Annotated in this window: 22 protein-coding genes; 5 read left to right on the forward strand and 17 right to left on the reverse strand. The window is 60.7% G+C overall.

Annotation, left to right across the window (positions count from 1 at the left end; all coding sequences use genetic code 11):
- Positions 1-356: 356 nt before the first annotated feature.
- From GA0061105_RS11775 to GA0061105_RS11800, 6 genes are all read right to left on the reverse strand, one after another.
- Positions 357-1,901 carry a BCCT family transporter gene (locus tag GA0061105_RS11775; RefSeq protein ID WP_092750284.1) on the reverse strand — a complete coding sequence of 515 codons (1,545 nt, stop codon included), beginning with the start codon at positions 1,899-1,901 and terminating at the stop codon, positions 357-359.
- Positions 1,902-2,254: 353 nt separating this feature from the next.
- The gene (locus GA0061105_RS11780) at positions 2,255-3,634 is read right to left on the reverse strand and encodes a flagellar biosynthesis protein FlgA (RefSeq protein ID WP_092750285.1); all 1,380 of its coding nucleotides are present in this window, start codon (positions 3,632-3,634) and stop codon (positions 2,255-2,257) included.
- Between the two features lie 13 nt (positions 3,635-3,647).
- The gene (locus GA0061105_RS11785) at positions 3,648-5,174 is read right to left on the reverse strand and encodes a tripartite tricarboxylate transporter permease (RefSeq protein ID WP_092750286.1); all 1,527 of its coding nucleotides are present in this window, start codon (positions 5,172-5,174) and stop codon (positions 3,648-3,650) included.
- A 52-nt stretch (positions 5,175-5,226) separates the two neighbouring features.
- Positions 5,227-5,727 carry a tripartite tricarboxylate transporter TctB family protein gene (locus GA0061105_RS11790; protein ID WP_092750287.1) on the reverse strand — a complete coding sequence of 167 codons (501 nt, stop codon included), beginning with the start codon at positions 5,725-5,727 and terminating at the stop codon, positions 5,227-5,229.
- Positions 5,728-5,751: 24 nt separating this feature from the next.
- Positions 5,752-6,735 (reverse strand): Bug family tripartite tricarboxylate transporter substrate binding protein, encoded by a 984-nt coding sequence (locus tag GA0061105_RS11795; protein ID WP_092750288.1) that lies wholly within the window; start codon positions 6,733-6,735, stop codon positions 5,752-5,754.
- A gap of 53 nt (positions 6,736-6,788) precedes the next feature.
- A complete protein-coding gene (locus tag GA0061105_RS11800) occupies positions 6,789-7,772 on the reverse strand; it encodes a 4-hydroxythreonine-4-phosphate dehydrogenase PdxA (protein ID WP_245304273.1) in 984 nt (327 codons plus the stop codon).
- Positions 7,773-7,964: 192 nt separating this feature from the next.
- Between GA0061105_RS11800 and GA0061105_RS11805 the strand changes: the two genes are divergently transcribed.
- Both GA0061105_RS11805 and GA0061105_RS11810 read left to right on the forward strand, forming a co-directional pair.
- A complete protein-coding gene (locus tag GA0061105_RS11805) occupies positions 7,965-8,639 on the forward strand; it encodes a GntR family transcriptional regulator (protein ID WP_245304265.1) in 675 nt (224 codons plus the stop codon).
- Between the two features lie 836 nt (positions 8,640-9,475).
- On the forward strand, positions 9,476-9,727 hold the full coding sequence (locus tag GA0061105_RS11810) for a hypothetical protein (protein ID WP_167358541.1): 252 nt from the start codon (positions 9,476-9,478) through the stop codon (positions 9,725-9,727).
- A gap of 39 nt (positions 9,728-9,766) precedes the next feature.
- Here GA0061105_RS11810 and GA0061105_RS11815 read toward each other — a convergent pair whose 3' ends face one another.
- The 9 genes from GA0061105_RS11815 to GA0061105_RS11855 all read right to left on the reverse strand — a co-directional run bounded on the left by GA0061105_RS11815 (position 9,767) and on the right by GA0061105_RS11855 (position 20,532).
- The gene (locus tag GA0061105_RS11815; RefSeq protein WP_092750290.1) at positions 9,767-10,906 is read right to left on the reverse strand and encodes a helix-turn-helix domain-containing protein; all 1,140 of its coding nucleotides are present in this window, start codon (positions 10,904-10,906) and stop codon (positions 9,767-9,769) included.
- Between the two features lie 245 nt (positions 10,907-11,151).
- Entirely contained in the window at positions 11,152-11,886 is a 735-nt protein-coding gene (locus tag GA0061105_RS11820) for a TIGR04290 family methyltransferase (protein WP_092750291.1), read from the reverse strand.
- A 20-nt stretch (positions 11,887-11,906) separates the two neighbouring features.
- Positions 11,907-12,953, reverse strand: a complete 1,047-nt coding sequence (locus tag GA0061105_RS11825) for a UDP-glucuronic acid decarboxylase family protein (RefSeq protein WP_092750292.1) — start codon at positions 12,951-12,953, stop codon at positions 11,907-11,909.
- A gap of 12 nt (positions 12,954-12,965) precedes the next feature.
- On the reverse strand, positions 12,966-14,066 hold the full coding sequence (locus GA0061105_RS11830; protein WP_092750293.1) for a CgeB family protein: 1,101 nt from the start codon (positions 14,064-14,066) through the stop codon (positions 12,966-12,968).
- Positions 14,063-15,151 carry a CgeB family protein gene (locus tag GA0061105_RS11835; protein ID WP_092750294.1) on the reverse strand — a complete coding sequence of 363 codons (1,089 nt, stop codon included), beginning with the start codon at positions 15,149-15,151 and terminating at the stop codon, positions 14,063-14,065. Before GA0061105_RS11835 ends, GA0061105_RS11830 begins: the two co-directional genes overlap by 4 nt.
- Positions 15,148-16,278 carry a CgeB family protein gene (locus GA0061105_RS11840; RefSeq protein WP_092750295.1) on the reverse strand — a complete coding sequence of 377 codons (1,131 nt, stop codon included), beginning with the start codon at positions 16,276-16,278 and terminating at the stop codon, positions 15,148-15,150. The genes GA0061105_RS11835 and GA0061105_RS11840 overlap by 4 nt, the downstream gene beginning before the upstream one ends.
- A gap of 2 nt (positions 16,279-16,280) precedes the next feature.
- Positions 16,281-17,393 (reverse strand): glycosyltransferase family 4 protein, encoded by a 1,113-nt coding sequence (locus tag GA0061105_RS11845; RefSeq protein WP_245304267.1) that lies wholly within the window; start codon positions 17,391-17,393, stop codon positions 16,281-16,283.
- Positions 17,390-19,432, reverse strand: coding sequence for an NAD-dependent epimerase/dehydratase family protein (locus GA0061105_RS11850; protein WP_092750296.1), 2,043 nt, complete (start codon positions 19,430-19,432; stop codon positions 17,390-17,392). Before GA0061105_RS11850 ends, GA0061105_RS11845 begins: the two co-directional genes overlap by 4 nt.
- On the reverse strand, positions 19,429-20,532 hold the full coding sequence (locus GA0061105_RS11855) for an NAD-dependent epimerase/dehydratase family protein (RefSeq protein WP_064696747.1): 1,104 nt from the start codon (positions 20,530-20,532) through the stop codon (positions 19,429-19,431). Before GA0061105_RS11855 ends, GA0061105_RS11850 begins: the two co-directional genes overlap by 4 nt.
- A gap of 179 nt (positions 20,533-20,711) precedes the next feature.
- Here GA0061105_RS11855 and GA0061105_RS11860 point away from each other — a divergent pair, with 179 nt between their 5' ends.
- A complete protein-coding gene (locus GA0061105_RS11860; protein WP_092750298.1) occupies positions 20,712-21,701 on the forward strand; it encodes an MDR/zinc-dependent alcohol dehydrogenase-like family protein in 990 nt (329 codons plus the stop codon).
- Positions 21,698-22,723, forward strand: coding sequence for a Gfo/Idh/MocA family protein (locus tag GA0061105_RS11865; RefSeq protein ID WP_092750299.1), 1,026 nt, complete (start codon positions 21,698-21,700; stop codon positions 22,721-22,723). Before GA0061105_RS11860 ends, GA0061105_RS11865 begins: the two co-directional genes overlap by 4 nt.
- 4 nt (positions 22,724-22,727) lie before the next feature.
- On the opposite strand, the gene GA0061105_RS32825 is transcribed toward GA0061105_RS11865, so the two are convergent.
- Together GA0061105_RS32825 and GA0061105_RS11870 are read right to left on the reverse strand one after the other, a co-directional pair.
- Positions 22,728-22,898, reverse strand: a complete 171-nt coding sequence (locus GA0061105_RS32825) for a hypothetical protein (RefSeq protein ID WP_167358542.1) — start codon at positions 22,896-22,898, stop codon at positions 22,728-22,730.
- Between the two features lie 190 nt (positions 22,899-23,088).
- Positions 23,089-23,310: a hypothetical protein gene (locus tag GA0061105_RS11870; RefSeq protein WP_064712036.1), complete on the reverse strand. Its 222-nt coding sequence runs from the start codon at positions 23,308-23,310 to the stop codon at positions 23,089-23,091.
- Between the two features lie 197 nt (positions 23,311-23,507).
- Between GA0061105_RS11870 and GA0061105_RS11875 the strand changes: the two genes are divergently transcribed.
- Positions 23,508-24,314 (forward strand): nucleotidyltransferase family protein, encoded by an 807-nt coding sequence (locus tag GA0061105_RS11875; protein WP_092750300.1) that lies wholly within the window; start codon positions 23,508-23,510, stop codon positions 24,312-24,314.
- Positions 24,315-24,321: the final 7 nt, after the last annotated feature.

The following is a 24,321-nucleotide window of genomic DNA, read 5'->3' on the forward strand; positions in this document are numbered from 1 at the left end:
CCCGACTAGCAAACTGATGGGCCGGCAGACTTTACGATCTGCCGACCCTTAGAGCCTTTCCGGGTTAGATTGAAGCATTCTGCCGGAGGAGGTTTTCGTCAGGGCAAGGGCGATTGGCGAAGGGCATACCCCAAGGTACGTCCGAGCCGATCGCCTTTGATCCTGGCTAAAACATGCCCGGCCCTCCGGGTTGGCTGAAACGGGCCGGCTGATCGACCGGCCGGCTTGGCCGTAGAACCGGGCTACGACGCGCGCCGGCCGGTCGACCATCCGACTCCGTTTGAGCCAACAGAATGCTTCAAGCTAGCCCGGAAAGGCTCTAGATCGAGCCCCTTCAAGGCCGAAGCTCACGTCGGTTAAGCTTCGACCTTTGAAACGTCCTCGAAGCGGCCATGGGACTCGATCTCGTCGAGTAGGCCGACCCAAAGCGACGCGCAGAGGCCCACCATCACGAGTAGGAACGGCGCGGCGGCAAGGATCGACGCCGTCTGCAGTCCGGCAAGGCCACCCATCACAAGGAGTACGCAGGCCGAGGCGCCGGCAAGCAGGCCCCACAGCACCACGATGCCTGGCGCCGGATGCAGCGTACCCCGCGATGACAGCATGCCCATCACGACGGATGCGGCGTCGGCGCCAGAAACGAAGAAGATCGCCACGAGGAACATCGCCACGCTCGAGGTGAGCGTCGCCATCGGAAATTGCGCCAGGAGCGCAAACAGCGACACTGGTGCGCCTTTTTCGTTGACCGCTTCGACGAGGCCACCGGCGCCCATCAACTCGGAATAGAGCGCGGTGCCGCCCATGATGGTGAACCAGACGAAGGTGACGGCACTCGGGATCAGCAGCACGCCGATGACAAACTCGCGGATAGTGCGGCCGCGCGAGATGCGGGCGATGAACACACCGACAAAAGGTGCCCAGGAAATCCACCACGCCCAGTAGAAGATGGTCCAGCTGCCCAGCCACTTGCCGTCGCTGAAGGCCGCGGTTCGGAAGGACATCGAGATCAGGTCGCTGAGGTAATAGCCCATTGCCTCGATCAGCGTATCGAAGATGAATACCGTCGGACCGATCAGCGCCAGGAAGATGAGCAGCAGCACGGCGACAATCATGTTCATGTTGCTGAGAAACTGGATGCCCTTGCCGACACCGGAAACCGCCGACAGAATGAAGAAGAGCGTCAGAGCCGCAATGATGGCCAGCGCGATGGTCGACGATTCGCCGGTGTTCCAGAGATAGTTCATGCCGCTGTTGATCTGCTGGGCGCCGAGACCGAGCGAGGTCGCAGTGCCGAACAGCGTGGCGATGATCGCCAGCACGTCGATTGTGCGGCCGATAGGGCCATGAATCTTATCGCCGAGCAAAGGATAGAAGGCACTGGAGATCAATGTAGGGAGGTTTTTTCGATAGCTGAAGAAAGCAAGCGCCAGCCCGACAATGGCATAGATTGCCCAGGGGTGCAGCGCCCAGTGGAAGTAGGCATATTGCATAGCGACCAGCGCCGCCTCCTTCGACTGCGGCTGCGCCATGCCGTGCGGCGGGGCACCGAAGTGGAATATCGGCTCGGCCACGCCCCAGAACATCAGGCCGATCCCCATGCCAACGCTGAACATCATGCAGACCCAGGAGACGGTCGAAAATTCGGGCGTCTCGTCGTCGTGGCCGAGCTTGATTTTGCCGAAGCGGCTGACGGCCAGGAAAACCGCGAACAAAAGGAAGAAGGCCGTGGAAACGACGAAGGTCCATCCGAAAACGCGGATTATCCAGTTGAGAACAGCCGTCGCAGTCGAAGCCAGGCTATCGGGCGCGACAACGCCCCACAACACGAAGCTGCCGGCAATGACGATCGCCGGCCAGAAAACGCCGCGGTCGATCTGTCGCAATGTGTCTGGTAAAGCCATGCGAATACCCTCCAGTTATTGGGTTCCCGTCCGTCCAAATGCCTAGCGTTTCTTATGCCTTGGCGTTGAATTGGCGACAGCTCAGTGTGAGTGGCTAATGCAAACCAAGCGGCACCGTAAGCGCCTGCGGTATGTCAGATTCCGACGCTTGCCGACGAAGGAAAGCCTTTTGGTTCGCAGTTGCGTCCGCAGACTCCTTGAAATGACGGGGATGGAGATTGGCGCAGGCGCATATGTTGCAGTGTGGTCACGCCCGTCGCAATGGCCGCGACGTCAGAAAGGAACGCCGTCAGAAGGTCGAAAACCGGGAGGCTGAAAGCAGGACCATCGGCGCCTGGTTCTTCCGTCGGCTGTTATCGGCCGAAGAAGATTGCATCCTGCTGTCTGCGCAACCTTAGAAGATGCGAACTCGAATCGAGGTCGAGATCGCCGACCCGGATGGCTTCGCCATGGCGCACTGGTCTGATCAGCCTGCGATTGGCGGCGATGTAATAGGGTGCAGGCTCGTTGTCTGCAAGCGGCGCCGCCGGAACAAGTGCTGATCCGACATGCGCAATTGCATGATGGTGGCCGGTCGCTGAAAGCAGGGTCCCGGCCGGAAGATCCTGCTCGGCGATAGCAATCAGGTCCAGACGGGGCTGGGGATCCGGCGCCCCGCTCGAGCGCTTCAGCAAGCCTGCGTCGAGAATGCTGGTTGCCGCCTCAAGACCCAGAAGATGGCGTGGAAGATAGATCATGGCCGTCTTCCGGTCCCGGCTCAGAATATGGCCCTTCTGGGCCAGCATGTCCCAGCTCTCGGCGTCGCGGCAGCGCACCACGATGAAGACACCACCGGCGAAACTCACCTCTCCGGCCAAGCGCAGGCAATGGAAAACCTCGAGCCGACGTTCTCCGGCAAGGATGCCGCCCTCATCGCGCCTGGAGAAGATTGTCGGCACCTCGACGATGCGCGCGATGGGGCAATGGAACTCCGGCCGGTCGGGCACGAGGTCGATCGAATGGCTGACCACACCCATCTCGCAGAGATCAGGAACGGCCCTTTGCGGCAGCCGAGCGGCTGCCTTGGCACGGGCACTGATCAAGGCGTCGATGTCCGACCGGCCGAGATCGAGCAGATCCGAAAATCCCGAAACCGAAATGGTTTCGCCATTGCTCGTCAGGGTTTCGGAGGCAGGATCGAAGACGAAATCGTATTCACTTGCCTTGCCGGCCGCAATGATTTCGAAACCAAGCAATTCTGCCCAGGTCACCAGATCGATCAGCAGGCTCGGCTGGTCGCCGTCAACCGGGGTCACAACCAAGCCTTGGGCCGCGGCCCGGTAGGCAAGGCCGGGGCCGGCCACGCTGTCGACCTCCTTGCTGACCAATGCGACGTCGCGGCCGTTTGCCACCGCCATATCGGCGTGGCGCGCGCCTGCCTCCGGATTGCCGGTCGCTTCCACCAGAAGATCGAAGGGCCGATCGATGACGTGGGCGAGATCGCCTGCCGCGATGACCAGACCGGCGGCAAATGCTTGCTCGGCTGTTTCGGCATTCTCGCACACCGCAATATCATGCTCCGGAATTCCTGCCGCGCTAAGTGCGGCGGCCGCCCGGGTTGCGTCGATATCGACCGCGATGCGGATATCCAGCCGGGGAACACGATGGGCGAGCAAACTGCGTCCGAAGGCGCCGGTGCCGACCAGGCAGACGGATACTTTGCCGGAGGCGGGATAGAGGGTGTGGCGATACATGGGGCGCTCGTTTTCAGCTTGCTTTGGAAGGGTTTTCTCCACCGCGGCGGATGAAGTTGCGCAGGCCCATGACTTTGCCGATCAGAGGCCAGGCGAGCATCAGGAGGCCGAGCCCCATGATGCTGAAGACGAGCGGATTGGACCAGAAAATCGAGAGAGAGCCGTTGGACATCAGCATCGATTGGCGGAAGGCATCCTCGGCCTTGTCGCCGAGCACCATGGCAAGCACCAGCGGCGCGATCGGATAATCGAGCTTCTTGGACACGTAGCCTGCGGCGCCGAAGATCAGCACGAGCCACATGTCGAAGGCAGAATTGGCGATTTGATAGGCGCCGGAGAAGATGACGGCGACGATGATAGGCCCAATTATCGCGAAGGGCACCCGCAGGATGGCGGCATAGAGCGGCACTGTGCTGAGTACGAGGAGGACGGCGACGACATTGCCGAGATACATTGAGGCGATAAGGCCCCAGACGAAATCCGGTCGATCGATGAACAGCATCGGTCCCGGCGTCAGCCCCCAAATCATCAGCCCGCCCATCATCACAGCCGCGGTAGCCGAGCCGGGTACGCCGAGCGCCAGCATCGGCAGCAGCGCCGAGGTGCCAGCCGAATGGTCGGCGGCTTCGGGACTGACGATGCCGCGAGGATCGCCCTTGCCGAGCGTCTCAGGGTTGCGGGCGAAGCGCCGCGTCATGCCGTAAGCCATGAAGGATGCTGCAGTCGGGCCGGCCGGCGTGATCCCCATCCAGATTCCGATCAGGATGGACCTCACGATCGCCACCGTGTGCCGGGGAATTTCAGCCACCGTTCGCAACACGTCGAGAGGGCGGATATGGGCCTTTATGCCTTGGAAGCGGAGCCCCTCTTCGGTGGTGAGGAGCAGTTCGCCGATGCCGAACAGGCCCATTACTGCCACCAGGAACGACACGCCCTTGATAAGATCGGGGACGCCGAAGGTAAGGCGCAGCCCGCCGGAAATCGTGTCCATGCCGACGGTTGCGAGAGCAAAGCCGAGCATCATCGAAACGAGAGTCTTGGCTGGTGCATTGGTGCCCATGCCGATGAAACTGGCGAAAGCCAGGAAATAGACGGCGAAGAATTCGGGCGACGAGAATTGCAGCGCGAAACGCGCGACCCAGCCCGACAGTAGCGTGATCATGATCACGCCCGCGATCGCGCCGATGCCGGCGGATACGAAAGCCAGGGTGAGCGCGCGCGTGGCCTGGCCGCTGCGGGCCATCGGGTAGCCGTCGAAAGTGGTGGCGACCGAGGAGGGTTCGCCTGGAATGTTGAACAGGATCGATGTCGTCGAGCCGCCGAAAAGCGCGCCCCAGTACATGCAGGAAAGGAGAATGATGGCAGACACCGGGTCCATGGTGAAGGTAAGCGGCAGGAGGAGCGAAACACCGTTGGGGGCTCCGAGGCCGGGCAGGACGCCGACGAGGATGCCGAGCATCACGCCAACCATCATGATGATGAAATGATGGCCGCTGATGACCGTGGCGAATCCGTCGAGCAGATGGCCGAAATTCTCCATGAAACTTCCTCCCAAACGATGGTGGCGAGCCGCTCGTGAGCGGCCAGCCCGCTCAGTAGATGCCAAGCCAGCCTTCCACCGGGCCCTTCAGCAACGGCACTTGAAAGGCGATTTCGAAGACCAGATAAAAGGCGGCAGCAACCGCCGCGCCGCCGAGAACGGCCGCCCACCAGCGATATCGCCCCTGCCAGATCATGACCCCCGAGACGTACAGCAGCGTTGCCACATAAAGGCCAAGCAAGAGGGCTGCGATGACGAAGCCGACGAGGGGCAGGGCGAAGGCGAGAACCGGCCTTGCTCGTTCGACGTCGAGAAAGACGTCCTCGCGCCAGTTTCGGCTGACGAAAGCGCGAGCCAGATTCGCCAGGCTGCCCAGGATGATGAGCAGCCCGATATAGAAGGGGAAATAGCCGGGTGCCGGACCTGTTTCGGTCCAGCCTGTTCCGATCTCGACGGCGCCGTACCAGACCGCACCGCCTGCCGCCGCGGTGGCGATCGCGGTGGCGATCTCCATGGTGCGGCGGCTGAGATGCCTTTTGCTGTTGTCAGTCATGGCAAGCTCCTCGAACTGGACGGGTTACTTGATGAGCCACCCTTCGCGCTTGAGCACCTCGGAAACCGTCGCCTTATCTTTTTCGATGTAGGCTTGAAATTCGTCGCCGACCATAAATTGCCCGGTGAGCGAGGTCTTGGTGAGATATTCCTGCCATTCGGGTGTCTCGCTGACCTTTTTCAAGACATCGCGGTAGAAGGCGACCACATCGTCCTCGACGCCGGCCGGCAGCCAGACGGTTCGCGGCATGCGGTAGTTTTCCAATGGAATGCCGGCTTCCTTGCAAGTCGGGATGTCGTGCCAGCCCTTGCCGTCATGGACGGCATCGCTTTGTGGGAAGCGATCCGATCGGAAAACACAGAGCGGCTTGACCATGCCGGCCTGCCACTGTCCGCGATTCTCGTTCGGATTGTTGACGTTGGCGTCGATATGGCCGCCGGCAAGCTGTGTCGTGGCCTCGCCGCCACTCTTGAACGGGATGTAGCGGAACTTCGCGCCGACTGCTTCGGCGAGCGAGGAGACGAGGATCTGATCGGTGTCTTTCGACTGGCTGCCGCCGAACTGGACGGAGCCCGGCTTCGCCTTCGCGGCCTCGACGAAGGCCGCCGCATTGGCAATTTCGGACTTGCCATTGACCCAGATCAGGAACTCGTCGAGCGCCATGGCGGCAATCGGGGTGAGGTCCTCCGGCTTGTAGGGAACGGCTGCCACACTCGGCAGCAGATATTCGTTGTTGGTGCCGAAGGTCAGCTTGTAGGGGTCGCCCTTATAACCCGCAGCGTAGACGAAGCCTTCGGCGCCGCTGCCGCCGCCCTTGTTGGTCACGACAATCGAGGTGCCGATCAGCTCATGTTTCGTGATGATGGACTGAACCGTGCGGGCAAAGGTGTCGGTACCGCCACCGGGACCGGAGGTAACCACGAACTCGACGGGCCTCTTCGGCTCAAAAGCCAGTGCCGGTGTGGCAACCGCGACCGCAAGCGTCATTGCAGAGAAATATTTCAGCATGTCAGTTCCTCCCTTTGTAATATCGGCGCCCTCCAGCGCCTGCGAAATCACGTCTATTCAGCGGGCACTCGTCTCCGCTCAGCCATTCTTGCGGCCAGAAACACTGCCTCGCGAGAGGCGCCGACATCGGCGATGCCGCGACCGGCGATGTCATAGGCGGTTCCGTGCGCGGGCGTGCAGAGCGGGAACGGCAGTCCACCGATCATGGTGACGCCCTTGTCGAAGCCCATCATCTTCATCGCGATCTGGCCCTGGTCGTGATACATGGTCAGGACTGCGTGAAAGCCTTCCTTGAGACCGCGCAAGAAGACGGTATCCGCCGGGAAGGGACCGTCGACATCCATCCCGAGCGCTTGCGCGGCCTTCACCGCGGGCTCAATGATCTCGATCTCCTCCATGCCGAAGCTGCCACCGTCACCAGCATGCGGATTGAGACCCGCGACCGCAATCCGGGGCCGGTCGTAGCCGGCCTGCCGCAGGCATTCCCTTGTCAGCTCCAATTCGGCCAGAATAGCGTTCTGGGAGAGATGGGATGCCACCGCAGACAGCGGGATATGTGATGTAACGCGGGCGTTCCAGATGCGCTCCAGTACGTTGAATTCCCGCATCTTGCCGAGATAGCCGAGGACGTCCGAAACGAAGCGGATCTCGTCGTCATATCCCGGATAGGCGTAGCGCATCGCCTTCTTGTTGAAGGGCGTGAAGCAGACGCCGTCGCAGCGGCCTTGATGGGCAAGCTGCAGGGCGAAACGGAAGTTTTCGACCGCGAATTGACCGCCGATAAGCGTGGCCTCGGAGACGATTACGTCCGCTGGGTCGAGATGCCCAAGGTCGACGAAAACATGCCCGCTTGCCGGCAGGTCGGGAATGTTGTGGCGGGAGGCGAGCTGGAGATCGAGAGCGACGCCGGCGATATCTGCGCCCTTTTTCAGCACACGCTCGTCGCCGACGGCGATGAAGCGGCAGACCTCGCGCAGCTCGGGAAGCGCCAGCAGCCGGGCCGTCAGTTCGGGGCTGATTCCTGCCGGGTCGCCCATCGCCAATGCCAATGTCGGACGCCCTGCAGCCCGAGCTTCACTATTCAGTGCGTCCACTATCTGCCTCCATGCCATTTGCCTGTCCATGCGCATTCTGTATTCTGTATACATAATTATTTGCGCATTGTGAAGACCCCTTCCGATGGCATAAGATGATGTGGTCGAAGCAATACACAGATCGGGGATCACACCTTGGACGGCACGGCCGAAAGAGCAGCAGGGCGCGGAATTATCGAACGGCAGTCGCTCCATCAGGAGATTGTCAGCCGGCTGCGCGACATGATCATCGAGGGAGAATTGCAGCCGGGGGAGCGCCTTTACGAAATCCCGCTCGGCGAATCACTCGGCGTGTCACGCACGCCTTTGCGCGAAGCATTGAAATCGCTCGCCAGTGAAGGCCTGGTGGAACTTGCTCCGGGTCGTGGTGCGGTGGTCCGACAGTTTAGCCGCAAGGATGTGCACGACATGCTCGTGCTGATCCGGTCGATGGAGGAACTGGCGGCGCGTCTCGCATGCGAGGTGGCAAGCGACCAGGATATCGGGCGTGTGCGCGAGCTTCATAACCGGATGAGGGCACATTACCAAGCCGGTGAGAGGATGGAGTACTATAAGCTCAACCAGCAGATACATAGCTCGCTCGTGGCCCTTGCCGATAATCCGCACCTGTCAGCTTTCCACGCCACACTGCAGGCGCGGCTGAAGCGTATTCGCTTCATCGGCCATGAGGGGCCGGAGCGTTGGGCCGCGGCCATGGCCGAGCACGAGGCCATCGTCGCCGCACTGGAAAGACGCGATGTGGAAACGCTCGTCGAGATCATCGGCAAACACCTGCATAATGCCTGGCTGCGGGTGCGGGAGGCGGTCTGAGCCCGGGAGCTCGGCTCCGCTACGTGAGAGCGCATCACTTTCGGATCGATGATCGCGCGATGCAGGAGCGACACGCCGTGGAGGTGAAGACCACATAAAGCACCACGATTGCGACGAAACTCCTCCCGAAAGAGTAAAGTTCCATAATGTTGATTACGCGATACGTTTATTCTAGCCGCAAAGTTAAAGTGTCCTGTTTCTGCAAGGTTGGAATGTCACCCTCCCCGCGTTTGCTGACCTGGCAGATTGCGGATGGGACTGAAAGCAATGAGCGAGCGTGATGTGCCGGACCGGCCGCTCAGGTCGGGGCTGGTCGGCGTGCCGTGTGGCAGCCCAAAGTGACACTTCTACTTTGCGCAACGGCGGACACTTCAACATGACCGCCAGATTCGCCACACACCGGGTACATTGCCAACCCGTCGTCCGCTGTTTAGCACTCCCGAGAGCAGCCAGTTTTCGGTCGGCAAGCCCCCGCAAACGGAAAAGTCGCACACGCTGTTCGTCACCAGGACAGCTTTGAAAGCGCGCCTATCAGCTTGTCCGGGTGGTCCTTTTTCCGATCACGTGTCGCGAACCTGACGAGTCCGTGGCCCGCGCTCAAGCCAGATCGGCAGGAATTCGCATGGGCTGGAGTGCCGTCTTTGAATACCTTCGTCGTATGCATGACCTCCTCCTCCCCGGAATCCGGGTTCAAGCGACGCAACTTACCTGAAGGGCTGGGTCGCGAACTGGGCTGCTCGCGCCTGAAGCAGGGAACGAAATCCGGGCGATCAGGTTAGTCAAATGAAAAAGCGGCCTTTAGACCCTGGCGAGGAGTGAACCCCAAGGAGCACGTTTTGAATGTTGTAAGTTTTCCCCGCGTTAGAAAGCGACGCGATGATCCCGACCGCACTTTCGTCAGCACCGACGCGGATGAGCGACGGCTCTATAAGTTCGCCCTGCAGTACGAGATGGATGGCAAGAGCTGGGCGACCGACATCTGGGCCTATTCATCCGAAGACGCCGAAGATCGCGTCGCTGCGATGCGGCGATCGCTGGCGCTGTGCGGGCAGCTCTATGCCGAGGTGGAGGCCGACGCTCCAACGTGAGTTGTGGCGGTTCCGCAGTCTGGCCATAAAATTTTCATGCTACCAAAGGATGGGATGCGACCGAGTAAAGGCCTTCCTAACACTCTCGATGCCTCTCAGCGAAAACCCCATCAAGCGCTCATATTCAGCCTCAGGGATGCCGTAAGAGCCGTTTGCCTTGAGGATGAGGCCATCCCGATCGACGACGATCACCTTTCCCCGTACCGATCTGATGAGTTGTTCACCCTCCAGAATGGGAAGCGCGCCGGTAACGCCGGAACGCCGGACGCCGAGCATGGAAGACATGTGTTCGTGGGTCAGACGCAGCACTTGGCTTTCGGCGCGGTCATCGAGCATGAGCAGCAAGCGGGCCAGTCTCTGTTCGATGGAATATCGGCTGTTGGCCAGAGCCGTATAACCCAGTTGAATTGAGAGCGTCCTTGAAAAGCACGATGTGAGAGAGCGCAACTGCGGCGCTCTCTGCGTCAGCCGAAGGAAACTGTCGATGTCGATACGTTGCGCGGCTCCCTCCGTCTGCACCACGAGATTGTAGGGCGTGCGCCAATCACCCTCCAACAGCCCGGTACCGGTCATGCCTTCACGTCCGATAAGGCCAACCTCTACATGTGAGCCATCGAGAGAGGAGGCAACAAGCGAAACCGTCCCGCTTTCAATGAAGAAAACCGCGGCTATCTCTCCAAACTGCTGCTCGAGGACCTCGCCTTGAACCAGCCGGACCGGCTTAAGAAGCGGCCGGATAAGATCATTTTCAAGCGGGGAAAGTACGGAAAGAAGGAAATTTTTGTTGCCGCCCGGCGCCTTAACCGTCACGCCTCGACAATCGGAAAGAGCACTGTAAATCGCGCTCGTTTCCAACGGCTTTTCCACGAAGATTCGATCGGCAAACCGGGGGGGAACAACGTCCCGGCCGTAGCCGGTTGCGAAGAAGAAGGGGATATTGCGCTTCGATAGCTCATCGGCGACAGGGAACACCATTGTTCCGCCGAGATTGATGTCCAAGATGGCAACTTCAACGCGGGAATCTTCGATATATCTCAGCGCCTGTTCGACGCTGGGTGCAGGTCCGACAACCTTCATTCCGATTGCTGCCAGCTTTGAGGCAAGCTCGCTGGCAAGAGCATAATCGTCCTCGACGACCAGAACAGCCTTTTGCGCGCGTTCGTCAAAAGCCGTATTCATGACGCTCTGCCTCCTCGGCAATATACCTGTTCAAACGGAAACGCTCCCAATATTGGCCTGTTCCGTCGGTGCCCAAATCGGAATGCGCTACCATAGATAATAACTTGGAGCGCCGACCGCGTCCTCGCCTTCTTCAAGGTCGGTGCCGAAAGGCGTAGAGATGCCGGATATTGTCGAGGGTCATGCCGGTATTAGCTGGCAGAGGAGAATGCTGAAGAGAAAGAGGAGCGCGACGACAAATCGCCTCAAACGGGCGGTGGCTCGACCATGTACGGCCGCCGACCTCGGCGGCAGAGATAAACTTCTCGTTCGGGATTAGCCTCTATGACAAAGCCGGAGCTGCGCAACATCGCTTCGACTGCTGCCTTATTGGGAATGAACCAATTGGTGGGATCGGCAGCATAGCGCTCTTCGACAAAGAACAGCTTCGGAAAATCCGGCCGGTCAAAAACCTTCCATTCCGAAAAGGCGTAGTCTTCTTCAAGCGTGGCGACACGCTCGTCGCCACGCTGCAGGCATTGAAAGAGCATGAGATCTGCGACCGCATGTTCGTAGAGCAGATCCAGTGCCAGCAACGGATGACGCAAGTGGTAGAGAACGCCCATGAAGAGCACGAGATCGAAACTCTCCCGGAGCTTCGATACCTCATAAACGGACATCTGCCTGAACTCGACATCGAGGCCGAAATGAGCGGCAGCGAAACGGGCTTGCTCGAGATAATGTGGGTCGCTGTCGATGCCCAACACCCGCCCGGCATTACGGCGCTTCATTTCGAGCGTATAGAACCCGGCATTGCAGCCGATATCGAGAACGCTGCGCCCTTCCAGATCCTTGGGCACGACATGCTTGAAGCCCTCCCACTTGAACGCCGGATAGTCACCGAGAAAATGATCCGGCGCCGTTTCGAACTCTCCCAGCCGCATATTCTGAAACCAGGGGCCGAGTTCGCTGATACGCTGCTTCAAAGCGGGATTCATCATCGCTTGCTTCCGCTTCTCGCTTAGTTGTCCAGGGGAGCAGTCTGCGGGGCAACCGCCCTGCGATGGCGGCGAGGCGCTGCAACGCGTTTGCGGGGATGCTCGTCCAGATTGGCGGCAAACCAATCAATCGTGTATCTGAGCCCCTCGGCGAGAGGCACCGTAGGCTGCCAGTCGAGAAGTTCGGTCGCTCGGGATATGTCGGGGCGGCGGCGCTGAGGATCATCCTTCGGCAACGGCCTATAGGCAACGGCCGTCCGCAGCGGCAACATCGAACGGATCATCTGCGCGAGCTCGTTGATGGTGAATTCGCCGGGATTGCCGAGATTAACGGGCGCACCGGGATTGGGCTGCACATCCATCAAGGCTGTAAGGCCGCCCACAAGATCGCTGACATAGCAGAAGGACCGCGTCTGCATGCCGCTTCCATAGATAGTGAGCGGTTTTCCCGAGAGAGCCTGCACGATCAGGTTGGAGACGATCCGGCCGTCATTGGCCTGCATTCGCGGCCCATAGGTGTTGAAGATGCGGGCGACCCGTGCATCGACGCGACCGGCGCGCAGCATGTCGAAGCAAAGAGCTTCAGCGGCACGCTTTCCCTCGTCGTAGCAGGCGCGCGGTCCTGTGCAGCTGACATTGCCGCGATAATCCTCTGTCTGCGGATGCTCGGCCGGATCGCCATAGACCTCGCTGGTCGAGGCCTGGAGGAAAGAAGCGCGATGCCGCTCGGCAAGCGCCAGCAGATTACCCGTGCCGGCGACGCAGGTCATCATCGTGTGGACGGGATCGGCCTGATATTGCGGGGGCGAGGCAGCGCAGGCCAGATTGTAGATCTGGTCGAGCGGTTCGTCGATTTCGAGGAAGTTGCAGATATCCTGATCGATGAGCCGGAAGCCAGGATGGTTCATCAACGGCCTGACATTGTCCCGGGAGCCGGTGATATAGCTGTCGACGCAAATGACGGTGTCGCCACGGCCGAGAAGAGCATCACAGAGATGCGAGCCGACAAAGCCGGCGCCCCCCGCCACCAGAACAGTCTTGCCTTTTCCGCGACGATTGACTTGAAGCATCGATACTCTCCTTCACGCTGAGATACGGTCAAAAGCTGGGGTGGCGGGCAAATCGGAAAGAGCTCGGGCGAGCTCGCCGGCACGTGCGGCGCCGGTATGACTGCCCATCACCAGCTCCCTCGCGGCCGCGGCAGCCGCCAGACGGTCGCTGTCGCGAAGCTCCGTCAGCAGCGCCACGACATCCTCCGGTGCGCGCGCAATGTACAACGCCTCGCCGTCCGGCAGCAGCTCATCGAGGCCCCGCCAAAAGTCACTGATGATTGGCGTTCCGCAGGCGGCGGCTTCGAACAGCCGCACACTGGGAGACCAGCCTGCGGCAATCATATCGCCGCGGGTCACGTTCAGCGTAAACCGCTGCCGGCTGTAAAAGCTTGCATGATCGCCAGGCGGCAGATGCTCGATACGCTCGACATTGGGCGGCCATTCGATCTCGTCAGGATATTGCGGGCCGGCGACGACAAAGCGCATCGATGGCAGGCGGCGCGCCGGATCCAGCAGAAGGCGCTCCAGTGTCGGCTGCCGGTCGGGACTATAGGTTCCGAGATAGCCGAGATCCCAGCAATTGGACTCGCCAGTATTGGCATAGCGGTCCTCGTCGACCGAGCAATAGAGCGCGATGGCTCTGCGCGCGCCATATTTCTGTTCGAGCCGCGTCAACACCCTTCCGCCGGAGAAGGAGAAATAGGCGTCAAACAAGGAAACCTGCCTCAGCGCCAAATATTCCTCGTCGCCGCGGTCGAGTTTGGCGAGTGTGACCGGTGTATCGATGTCGTAAAAGCAGAGGCATTTGGGCTCCAGCGCCTCGAGCCTGTCGATGAGCGGCACACCGTCGGGAACGTAGGATCCGGCGATGACGGCATCGGCCTTGCCGAGCCTTTCACTGTAGCGCTCAATCATTGTGCCGATATCGGAATAATAGGCGAGCTCGCAGAAATCAGGCGAAGGAAGGTCCCGGTGGCTGGCATACCACGGCACGTCCCGCTCCAGGAACAGAACCCGATGGCCATCCTGCCGAAGACCCTTGATCAGGGCGCGATAGGTCGTGGCGTGGCCGTTCCCCCAGGAGGAGGAAAGGGAGAGCCCGAGGAAGACGATGTCGAGCGATCTCGTCATTCGGCCGCCTCCCGCCCGCCAAGGCGTGCGCGAAAAATCTCGTCGACCGTTTCGGCGCGATTGCTATAGGTGTGTTCGGCTAGAACGCGCCGGCGCGCCCTTTCTCCGATTTCCCGTGCGGCTTGCCGGGACAAGCCGCCAAGCAAGGCAGCCACGTCCTTTCCGTCGCGCGCGACCAGGACCTCCTCGCCCGATTTGAGAAAGACATCGATGCCGTCCCAGTAGTCGGTAATAAGGCAAGCCCCTGCGCCAGCCGCCTCGAAGACCCGCGTCGCCGGCGAAAAACCATTCTCCGCCATACTGGCGCGCGATATGTTGAGGACCGCCATCGGCGTCACGTTGAAAGCATTGTGATCACGCGTCGGGACATGGCCGATATAGCGGACGTTCGAAGAGATCGGCTTGTCCTGCCAGCCGGAACCGCCAAGCAGGAATGTCCGGTTCGGCAGACGCGACGCCGGCTCCAGGAAGAAATGCTCGACCCTCGCCTCGCGGTCCGGCAGGCGATTACCAAGGAAACCGAGGTCGGCGGCGAAGCGGTAGTCCGTCGGCACCGGATGATGCGTTTGCGGGTCCAGCGCATTGTAGATCGGTACGCATTCGGCCGCTCCGACGGAACGATATGCGCTGACGACAGGATCGCCGCCGCCATAGGTCAGCACGAGATCAAGCCCGGCGAGCGCAAGGCGCAACGGATGATCGGGGTTGGCCCTGAGTTCGGCAAGCGTCGCCGGCGCGTCCACGTCCCAGAAGATCTTCAACGCCTGGGGCCGGGCATTGCGCAGCACCTCTTCCAGCAATCGATCGTCCTCGAAACCGACGCCGCTTGCCTTGACGACGATATCAGCCTCGGCCGCCTCACGGGCAACGGCCCTGAGGGCGTCGATCGTCCCTTCGTAAACGACGACCCTGCACCAGTCCGGCGGATCCATGTCGCGGTTCTTCTGCCGATCGTAGACATCGGGTTCGTAGAAGGTGATGTCGTAACCCTTCTCCGCCAGTGCCCGCAGCAGGCCGCGATAATAGGTGGCGGCGCCGTTCCAATAGGCGGAGACGAGACTCGAACCATAAAAGGCGATCTTCATTCGGCAGCCTCCCGAGATTGCAGGCCTGCAGCGACGTTTTGCGTGCCGCAACTGGCCAGGATCGTGAAAAGTTCGTCGACGCGGTGACGGCAGGTGTGACGGGCTTTGATCGTTTCGAGCCCGGCAGCTGCAAGGTTCGCAGCCAGATCAGCATCGGAGAGGACATCTCGCAGGCTCTTCTTCATCGCCTCGCCGTCACCGGCGACAAGGTAGTCGCTGCCGGGTTTGAAGAGATGTTCGACATCGTTCCACGGCGCCGAGATCAGCGGTATTCCGCAGGCGAGCGCCTCGAAGACACGGATAGTCGGAATACCGGGCAGATGTTCAACATAGGGCCGCCGCGGAATGTGGACCGTGACCTTGTGGCGGGCGAAGGCAACGGGAACATCCGCATTGGCGATCCAGCCGCCGTAGGCGATGCCGGCCTTGCGAAGTTCGTCCAGCGCATGGTCGGGATAGCGGACGCCGCGAACGACAGTGTCGAGCTTCAAATCCCTCGCAGGACGGATAAGAAATTCGCCGATTTCGGCGGACCGTTCATCGTCGCCCCAGTTGCCGATCCAGATGAGGTCTCGGGTTTTGTCGATCTCCGGCAGCGGCCGAAACAGGGCGTCGTCCGCCGCCTCGTGCCAGGTAAAGACGGACTTTCCCCAGCCGGCTTTGAGATAACGTTCGCGTAGCGTCTGCCCGAAGGCCAGCACGCCATCATAATCGTCAAGCTTCAGCCCTGCGATCTCGCCTTCGGCGGAGGCCGCCCGATGGTGCGTATCATGGAAAAGCAAGGTGAAGGTGGCGCCATCACGACGGATGCGGCCGAGCCTCTCGACCAATTGCGCTTCCGTCCACTCGTGGACGATGACGACATCGGCATCGGCAAGCGCTGCTTCGTGATCGAACTTGGTGCCGTAAATCTGCGAGCGGTGCTGCGGAAAAGCCTGGTGAAATGCCGCGACCGCGGCCGGCCCCTGGTCCCGTACCAGATTGGCCCGGCTCCAGGCATCCTGCGGCTCCAGCGCCAGCGTGTCATGGCCGCGCCGTTGGAGATCGCGCGTGACGCCGCGAAGAAAATGCGCATTGCCGTGATTCCAGTCGGAAATCAGCGAGTGGGTATAGAAAACGAACTTCATGATCACTCCGCTGCTGTTGAAAAACGGCGGGCGGACATGCCGGAATAGACCGAGCACATCACCTCCGCCTGAGCCTTGACGCTAAGGGCGCCAGACCGAGCGCGTGCTTTTCGCCCGAGCGCAAAGCGCTGCTGCGGATCGTCGGAAAGAGCGTTGAACGCATCGGCGAAGGCGTCGGGACGATGCGGCTCGGCAAAAAGAGCGGCCCCGTCCCATATCTCGCGATAGGTGGGAATATCAGAAAGCACCAAGGCCGCGCCCGCACGCGCCGCTTCGAGCGCGGCAAGACCAAACGGCTCGTACAACGAAGGCGAGGCCACGACAGCCGCCTGCCGCGTCAAGGCGCTCATCCGCTCATACGAAAGCTCGCCGCGGTGATCGGCGTGGCGAAATCGCATGGTCTGGCCATTAGGACCGGTGGTCGCGCCGGCCGCCGCCACCGTCCAGCGCGTCATAGCTGCAGCCTTATCCAGCACGGCGCCATTTTTGCCGTCGTCCCACCAGCGCCCGGCAGCAAGAACAAAGTCCCGCTTAGGCTCTTCGGAAGCCTCAAGGGAGCTGGCATTGTGAACGACCTTAAGACCTCCAATTGTTCCATAGGCCGCTTCCATCGCTCTCGCGTGACTGTGGCTTGGCGCGATAACCGCATCCGCGCGTGCAAAGCCCGCCTGGTTCAGCCGATACTGCCATTGCCACTTATGCGGCACTCCACTTCCGCGGACGGCGGCAAACCATGTGACGACGCAGGAATGGCAAACCACGGCAACCGGCAGGTTTGTTTCCATGCCCGCCGCCTGCGACGGCAGATTGAGATGCAGAAGATCTGCCTCTTCCCGGCGCGCGAGATCGGCGATCAGCCGCGGGACTTCGGCAACTGCCTCTTCACCCTCGACCATCCAGTCGAGCGGCGCGTCAAGCCATACGAGCTTGCCGACCCGGCTTGCCTCGGCGACCTTGTTTTCTGCCGGGGCAGGACCCAGTCCCGCAAAGACAACGTCGATGTCGTTCGGTTTCAGGGCTGCGGCCAAGTCCACGGCGTAACGCCAGACGCCGCCGATGGCGTCAACCGTCATCAGCACACGGCGACGCCCGTTGCTTCGTTCATGTCCGCTCATGCCGATACCTTCCGCTTCTCACTGCGGATCTGTCGGCCGCCGAAACGATGGGCGATCAGCCATTCGGCGAGGTGCCGTAAGCCATGATGCCACCCGATTTCGGCCTGCCAGCCGATTTCCCGTTCAAGTTTCGTCGTGTCGGCCACGAAATAGAACTGATCGCCGGCGCGCCATTGGCCAAAGCTGGTTTCGACGGGACGGCCCGCAAGCGATTCGATCTCACGCAGCACCGAGAGCACGCTGACGGCGTTACGCGGGCCGCCGCCAAGGTTGAAGGCTTTGCCGCTGACCCGCTCTATATTGTGAAGCAGCATCCGATAGGCCGCGACGGCATCATCGACATGCAGAATATCCCGCACCTGCTTGCCGTCGCCGTAGATGGAAATGGGTTCGCCGCCGAGCGCGCGGATCAGGAAGTGCGCAACCCAGCCCTGGTCCTCGGTGCCGAACTGGCGCGGCCCATAGATGCAGCTCATCCGCAGGACGGCGGCAGGGATGCCGTAGGATTTCGCATAGTCGAGGATATACTGATCGGCCACACCTTTCGAACATCCGTACGGCGTGCAGAAATTCAGCGGCCGGTCCTCGGCGACCCCTTGCGTCCTGACGGTCTCGTCTTCGGGAACATAGCGATCGTCGAGTTCGATCATGCCAAGATCATCGAGAGCGCCATACACCTTGTTGGTGCTGGCGAAAATGACGGGAGCGCGTCTGCCTGCCCTGCGCACTGATTCCAGCACATTGAGCGTGCCGCGAGCGTTCGTCTCGAAATCTTCAAGCGGATCGACGAGGCTGGTGGTCACCGCCGTCTGCGCAGCATAATGGAAGACCGCCTTGGCATCTGTGAAGGCTGCTTCGATGCCCAGCAGATCGCGAACGTCGGCGAGGACCGGATGCACCCGCCCGCCATGCCGCTCTATCAGCCAGGAGAGATTCTGATCGACTCCCGATCGCGCCAGATTGTCGAGGATGATGACGTCCTCGCCGTCGCTGAGCAGGCTGTCGGCGAGATTGCAGCCGACAAATCCGCTGCCGCCGGTGACAACGACCGGCGCAGCACCCGAGGCGATATGGGGAGCGCCAAGGGCCGCGACCTCCTCCAGCCTCTTGACGCCTCCTTCCATCAAAAGGCGGGCAAGCAGCTTCGGTTTATTGTCGTGGCTGACAGCACCCAGATGATAATGCCGAGGATCGAACCAAAGACCTTCTTGAACCGGAACATCCGGCGGCACGTCGTGCCAGGAATACCAATACATGCGATCGGCCGAGACATTCAGCGCCTTGATAAAACGACGCGCTTGTTCGATCTCGTCGTTGCGCCAGGTGGAGTAGCCGGCTTCGGTGATCCATATTTCCGCATCGGCATTATAGCGGTCGAGGATCCCGCGCATCTCGCCGAGATGCATGTCCCAGCCGCCCCAGGTTGCCTCCTCGCTGTCCCAGGTTCCGGGAAAGCCATGGAAGCCGACGGCATCGACGACGCCGAGCACGCCGCGCGTGCCCATCAGGTTGAGCCAGTAGGGATCGAAGGGGCACGGGCCGCCAAGCACCGGCTTGTAGCCCCTCTGCTTTGCCCAGTAGGCGGCGCCCCCGATCATTTTGCAGAACAGAAGAAAGTCGCTGTCATGGCGCCAATCCCAGTCGAGCAGGTTGTTGGGCTCATTCCAGAGCTCGATATGACGGAAATAGCCGCCATAGCGCGTCAGGATGTGATCGACGAAATCAGCATAGGATTTGAGATCGACCGGCGCGCCCGAAGACCTGCCTGTCCGGGACAGGGAGGGCGGCGTGTAGTGTATGCAGGGCAGAAGATCGATCTGGCTGCCGACACGCGGGATCAGCCAATCGAACCATTCCTCGCCGCCGGGCGCCAGATATTCGGCCCAGGAGAGATGCGTGCGCAAATAACTGGCGCCGCTTGCCAGGATATCCGGCAGCACGGCCTCGGTCCGCTCATATTCTCCGGGCCGGAACCATTCGACGAACCCAAACCGCCTCATCTCCTGCTGACTGGATGATCGCGAACCACCCTTGTTCATGTAACCAGCCCCCGCTCTTCCAGTTGCCGCTTCATTTCGGCCCCGCGGTCGACCGCTCCCGTCTGCCGCACCCAGTCGGCGAAGGGAGCAAGCGCATTTTCGAGACGATATTCTGGTTCGAAGCCGAGCAGTTCGCGCGCCTTGGAAATGTCGGCGAAGCAATTGCGGATGTCTCCAGAACGCGCCTTGTTCATGATGTCGGGGCCGATCTCAGGCACGCCCATGGCATCGGCGAGAAGCGTCGCAACATCGGCGATCGAATAGGCCTGGCCGCTGCCGATATTGATCACGTGGCCGGATGCCGCGGGTTTTTCGAGCGCCAGGCGAAAGGCTGTCGCCACATCGCGGACATGGACGAAATCGCGCCGCTGCCTGCCATCCTCGAAGATCATCGGCGGCTGGCCGTTGGCGAGGCGCGAACCGAAATTCGCGAGCACGCCGGTGTAGGGATTGGACAACGCCTGTCCAGCGCCGAAAACGTTGAAGAGACGCAGGGCAACGGCGTCCAGCCCGTAGGCTTCGCCGAAAATCAGAACCTGCCTCTCCTGGGCGTATTTCGTCAACGCGTAGATGGACGCAAGGTCGACCGGCTTCTCCTCGTCGGTGGCGACCGGTGTCAGCGGCTGATCGTCTTGATCAAGCGGGTCCCATTGCCCCTGCTTGACATGCTGCATGCGCCGCCTGACATAACCGAGCCGCCTTCCGTCTGCCGTCAGATAAAGCCCTTCTCCGTAGACGCTCATCGACGAGGCGACGACGATCTTTTTGACGGGAAGGCCGATCATGGCTTCCAGGAGCACCGCCGTGCCCAGGTCGTTGCAGCCGACATAGCGGGCAATTTCATACATCGACTGTCCGACGCCGACTTCGGCGGCGAGATGGATGACGCCGTCCACACCCGCAAGCGCCGCGCGCACCGCGTCCTTATCTCTGACATCTCCCTGGATGACCTCGGCTGCGTCAGGCACGCTGACTTCCGCGTCGGCATGCACCTGGTCGATCAGCGCATCGAGGATACGTACGCCATAGCCATTGTTCAGAAGTTCTTCAGCGACGTGGCGACCGATAAAGCCGCATCCGCCAGTTATCAAAATCGTCATTATGAGATCCGTCCGGTTGAATAATCTGCCTCGGAGATGGCCGCCGAACCGAACGCGGATAGAAAAGTTCCTTCTTCAATGACATCTTTATTGACTTCATCATCTATGACTTCTTTGACGTCTACCGGAACTCTTCAGGGGGCCTGTTGTTCTAGGGATGCCACACTGGAGGACATCTCATGGACATTGCGGCGAGACCAGAAGCCGGGCTCATGCAGGCGGCCATCGTCACCGGCCCTGGACATATTTCGGTGGAATCCCGTCCCCTACCCGAGCCCGGTCCAGGCCAAGTCAGGGTGAAACTGGAAGGATGCGGCGTCTGCGCCTCGAACCTTACTCCCTGGGCCGGACCGGAATGGATGACGTTTCCGACCGAGGCGGGTGGCTTGGGCCACGAAGGCTGGGGTGTTGTCGATGCCATTGGCACCGACGTTCAAGGCCTTCAGTTGGGAGATAGGGTGGCAGCTCTTTCTTACCATGCCTACGCCACACACGATGTCGCCGATGCCTCGATGGTCGCAGCGCTGCCGAAGGAGTTGGATGGCAAGCCCTTTCCGGGCGAACCGCTTGGATGCGCCATGAACATTTTCGGCCGCAGCAATATCGAAAGCGGCCAGACGGTCGCGATCATCGGCATCGGGTTTTTAGGCGCGCTTCTCACCCGGCTTGCCGCGGCCGCAGGCGCAAGGGTGATCGCTATCTCGCGCCGGCCCTATTCGCTCCAGGTGGCCAGAGAGATGGGAGCGGCCGAGACCATCCCCATGGATGATCATTGGCGCATTATCGAGCGCGTCAAAACACTCACAAAGGGAAAATTCTGCGACTGCGTCGTTGAAGCCGTCGGCAAACAATGGCCGCTCGACCTGTCGGGCGAGCTTACGAAGGAACGAGGGCGATTGATCATCGCCGGTTATCACCAGGATGGCCCCCGCCAAATCAACATGCAGCTTTGGAACTGGCGCGGGCTCGACGTCATCAACGCTCATGAGCGCGACCCGGCCGTCTATATCAAGGGCATTCGCGACGCCATAGAAGCCGTGCGCCAGGGTCGGATCGATCCGCAGCCGCTCTACACCCATGTCTATCCCCTGGAAAGGCTGGACGCTGCCCTCAACACGACACGCGACCGGCCGGACGGTTTTCTCAAGGCTCTGGTGCAATATTCATGAACGAATTGATTTCCGAAGAAGATGCGGCGGCCGGCAGACGGCTGCAGCTCGGCTTTCTCGGCGTCGGGTGGATCGGCCGGCATCGGATGAAAGCAATCCTCGACAGCGGCGTGGCCGAGGCTGCCGCCATCGCCGACCCTTCCGCAGACATGGCGCGAGAGGCGCAGGCGCTGGCCCCCGACGCCAGGATCGTCGCCGATCTGGCCGCGATGTTCGATCAGAACCTCGACGGAATCGTGATCGCCACGCCCAGTGCGAACCATGCCGAACAGTCCATCCGCGCTCTTGGCGCCGGTTTTGCCGTGTTCTGCCAGAAGCCGCTTGGCCGAACCGCAGCCGAGGTCAAGGCCGTCGTCGATGCGTCCAGAACAGCCGACAGGCTGCTCGGCGTCGACCTTTCCTATCGCCATACTGAGGGTATGCAGCAGATCCGTCAGCTCATCCGCTCGAATGCGCTTGGCAGCATCTTTGCAGTCGATCTAACCTTCCACAACGCCTATGGCCCCGACAAACCCTGGTTTTACGACAAGAACCAGTCCGGCGGCGGCTGCGTCATCGATCTCGGAGTTCACCTCGTCGATCTGGCCTTATGGTGCCTCGATTTTCCCTCCGTTATCAACGTCACGAGCGCCTTGAGAGCGGGCGGGAAAAGGCTTGAAAGCAAGGACCGGGTCGAGGATTTTGCGGCGGCAACGCTGACACTTGCCGGCGGCGAAATCATCCGCCTGACATGCTCCTGGCGACTCCATGCCGGCTGCGACGCCGAAATCGGCGCCGATTTCTTCGGAACCGAGGGAGGCGCCTCCTTCAGAAACGTCGATGGCTCATTTTACGATTTTGCGGCTGTCAGGATGTCCGGCACTTCGAGCGAAACACTGGCCCTCCCCCCCGACAATTGGGGCGGGCGGGCAGCCGTGGATTGGGCAAGGAGGCTCGCCAGAGGCGAACGCTACGATCCCGCTTGCGAAAATTTCATCGCGGTCGCGGAGGCGATCGATGGCATCTATGGCGCTGGCGGCTGATCGATCAGGAACCCTTGACGAGCCCGTAGAGAACGATTGTCGCATAAAGGGTGAATGCGATGACAGCGACGGTGCCGACCAGGATCAGTGCTATTCTGCCGGCATTAAGTCTGGTGCGCTTGCCGACGGCGGACGACGATGGCCGCTGAACAGGATCTTTATCCCCCTCGCTCATGGTCTCTGCTCCGTCGTCGCCGGCGGCGTTTTCCCGTCCGGTTCGCCCGGATGTCTCATCCACGTGAATGCAAGTGCGACAAGGCAGGCGATCAGGAAGATGGTAATGACGAATATCATCATGCGCCGCGGCGGTCCGGAGTTATCGTGGCTCATTCCTGACGGGCCGGGTCCGCCTTTCCTCACTTCGCTCATGGCGCGCCCCTTTGCGGAAGTTCGGTCTCTTCATCGAGCTTCTCCTTGAGCTCGTCGAGCCGATCGCGCAGCAGCGACGCTTTCAGGCGTCTTGCCTCCATGTCCGGCACCTCAACCAGCCGGCCGCTGTCATCGGGAAGGCCCGGACCGCTTTCAGCAATCGTCTCGTTTCTGGGCCTGTCGTTCGCGCCGGTCGATATTTTCGCTTGTCTGTCCATCACATCCTCCGTTCAGTTCTTTGGACGGTTTCTGCGGATGCGCGCCTTTCGGCCAAACGACGCGGCGCTGGCGAAGTTCCGGAATGAGCTGGCGGCTGTCGTGACCTGCCGCGCCCAAGGTTCATCGTCAGGCTGGAGCGCAGCGGAACATAGAGCTCCTCCAGGTGTTGCTTTGCGTATCAATACAAGGACCGACGATGACCGCGCCAAAAGCCGAACCGGGTAAAAACAATGACACGCTCATGAAAGTGAAGGCGGTTCCGGAACTCATCGATCCCGACGCCGAGCCGTTCGTGACCCAGGTCGTCCGGGAACTGGTCGGATCGCAGATCCCGTTTCTGGTCGCCGGCACCTATGCTGTCTGCGCCTACACCGGCATTTCCCGCCAGACGAAGGACTTCGACATATTTTGCAAGGCGGGCGACTACGCGCGCATCCTCGGCCATTTCAAGACGAGAGGTTACACGGTCGAAGTCGAAGACGAGCGCTGGCTCGGGAAGGTCCTGAAGGGCAACCATTTCTTCGACGTCATCTTTGCCTCCTCCAACGGGACGATGCCGGTCGGCGACGATTGGTTCGAGGATGCACGCAGAGTCAAGATGTGCGGTCACACGGTCAGGATCGTCAGCCCGACCGAGCTGGTCTGGTCGAAATGCTTTGTTCAGCTGCGCCACCGTTATGATGGCGCTGATGTCGCGCACGTCATTTTGAAGGCACATGACTCCATCGATTGGCGCAAGCTGCTGGCTTATCTGGAAGTCCACTGGGAAGTCCTTCTCATCCATCTCCTCAATTTCCGATGGATCTACCCGACGGAGCGCGACAAGATTCCGCAATGGTTGCTGGACGAGCTTCTGGACAGGCTCAAGGCGCAGCAGCAGCTGCCGCTGCCGCAAATGAAAATATGCCGCGGCCGGATGTATTCCCGCGTGGATTACGAAATCGACGTGAAGGAATGGGGTTTTGCCGATGTCGGCGGCGAAGGTGAACTGCGAGGCGATTAGGAGAAAT

This window comes from Rhizobium aethiopicum (assembly GCF_900094625.1).
In the GTDB taxonomy this organism is placed as follows: domain Bacteria; phylum Pseudomonadota; class Alphaproteobacteria; order Rhizobiales; family Rhizobiaceae; genus Rhizobium; species Rhizobium aethiopicum.

Bases quoted from the DNA above. Each gene is read 5' to 3' on its own strand.
- GA0061105_RS11835 (WP_092750294.1), bottom strand. From the start codon at position 15,151: ATGAAGATCGCCTTTTATGGTTCGAGTCTCGTCTCCGCCTATTGGAAC.
- GA0061105_RS11785 (WP_092750286.1), bottom strand. From the start codon at position 5,174: ATGGAGAATTTCGGCCATCTGCTCGACGGATTCGCCACGGTCATCAGC.
- GA0061105_RS11815 (WP_092750290.1), bottom strand. From the start codon at position 10,906: ATGAATACGGCTTTTGACGAACGCGCGCAAAAGGCTGTTCTGGTCGTC.
- GA0061105_RS32825 (WP_167358542.1), bottom strand. From the start codon at position 22,898: ATGAGCGAGGGGGATAAAGATCCTGTTCAGCGGCCATCGTCGTCCGCC.
- GA0061105_RS11830 (WP_092750293.1), bottom strand. From the start codon at position 14,066: ATGACGAGATCGCTCGACATCGTCTTCCTCGGGCTCTCCCTTTCCTCC.
- GA0061105_RS11860 (WP_092750298.1), top strand. From the start codon at position 20,712: ATGGACATTGCGGCGAGACCAGAAGCCGGGCTCATGCAGGCGGCCATC.
- GA0061105_RS11790 (WP_092750287.1), bottom strand. From the start codon at position 5,727: ATGACTGACAACAGCAAAAGGCATCTCAGCCGCCGCACCATGGAGATC.
- GA0061105_RS11865 (WP_092750299.1), top strand. From the start codon at position 21,698: ATGAACGAATTGATTTCCGAAGAAGATGCGGCGGCCGGCAGACGGCTG.
- GA0061105_RS11870 (WP_064712036.1), bottom strand. From the start codon at position 23,310: ATGGACAGACAAGCGAAAATATCGACCGGCGCGAACGACAGGCCCAGA.
- GA0061105_RS11825 (WP_092750292.1), bottom strand. From the start codon at position 12,953: ATGCTTCAAGTCAATCGTCGCGGAAAAGGCAAGACTGTTCTGGTGGCG.
- GA0061105_RS11850 (WP_092750296.1), bottom strand. From the start codon at position 19,432: ATGAACAAGGGTGGTTCGCGATCATCCAGTCAGCAGGAGATGAGGCGG.
- GA0061105_RS11875 (WP_092750300.1), top strand. From the start codon at position 23,508: ATGACCGCGCCAAAAGCCGAACCGGGTAAAAACAATGACACGCTCATG.
- GA0061105_RS11840 (WP_092750295.1), bottom strand. From the start codon at position 16,278: ATGAAGTTCGTTTTCTATACCCACTCGCTGATTTCCGACTGGAATCAC.
- GA0061105_RS11845 (WP_245304267.1), bottom strand. From the start codon at position 17,393: ATGAGCGGACATGAACGAAGCAACGGGCGTCGCCGTGTGCTGATGACG.
- GA0061105_RS11855 (WP_064696747.1), bottom strand. From the start codon at position 20,532: ATGACGATTTTGATAACTGGCGGATGCGGCTTTATCGGTCGCCACGTC.
- GA0061105_RS11820 (WP_092750291.1), bottom strand. From the start codon at position 11,886: ATGATGAATCCCGCTTTGAAGCAGCGTATCAGCGAACTCGGCCCCTGG.
- GA0061105_RS11780 (WP_092750285.1), bottom strand. From the start codon at position 3,634: ATGTATCGCCACACCCTCTATCCCGCCTCCGGCAAAGTATCCGTCTGC.
- GA0061105_RS11795 (WP_092750288.1), bottom strand. From the start codon at position 6,735: ATGCTGAAATATTTCTCTGCAATGACGCTTGCGGTCGCGGTTGCCACA.
- GA0061105_RS11800 (WP_245304273.1), bottom strand. From the start codon at position 7,772: ATGGGCGACCCGGCAGGAATCAGCCCCGAACTGACGGCCCGGCTGCTG.
- GA0061105_RS11775 (WP_092750284.1), bottom strand. From the start codon at position 1,901: ATGGCTTTACCAGACACATTGCGACAGATCGACCGCGGCGTTTTCTGG.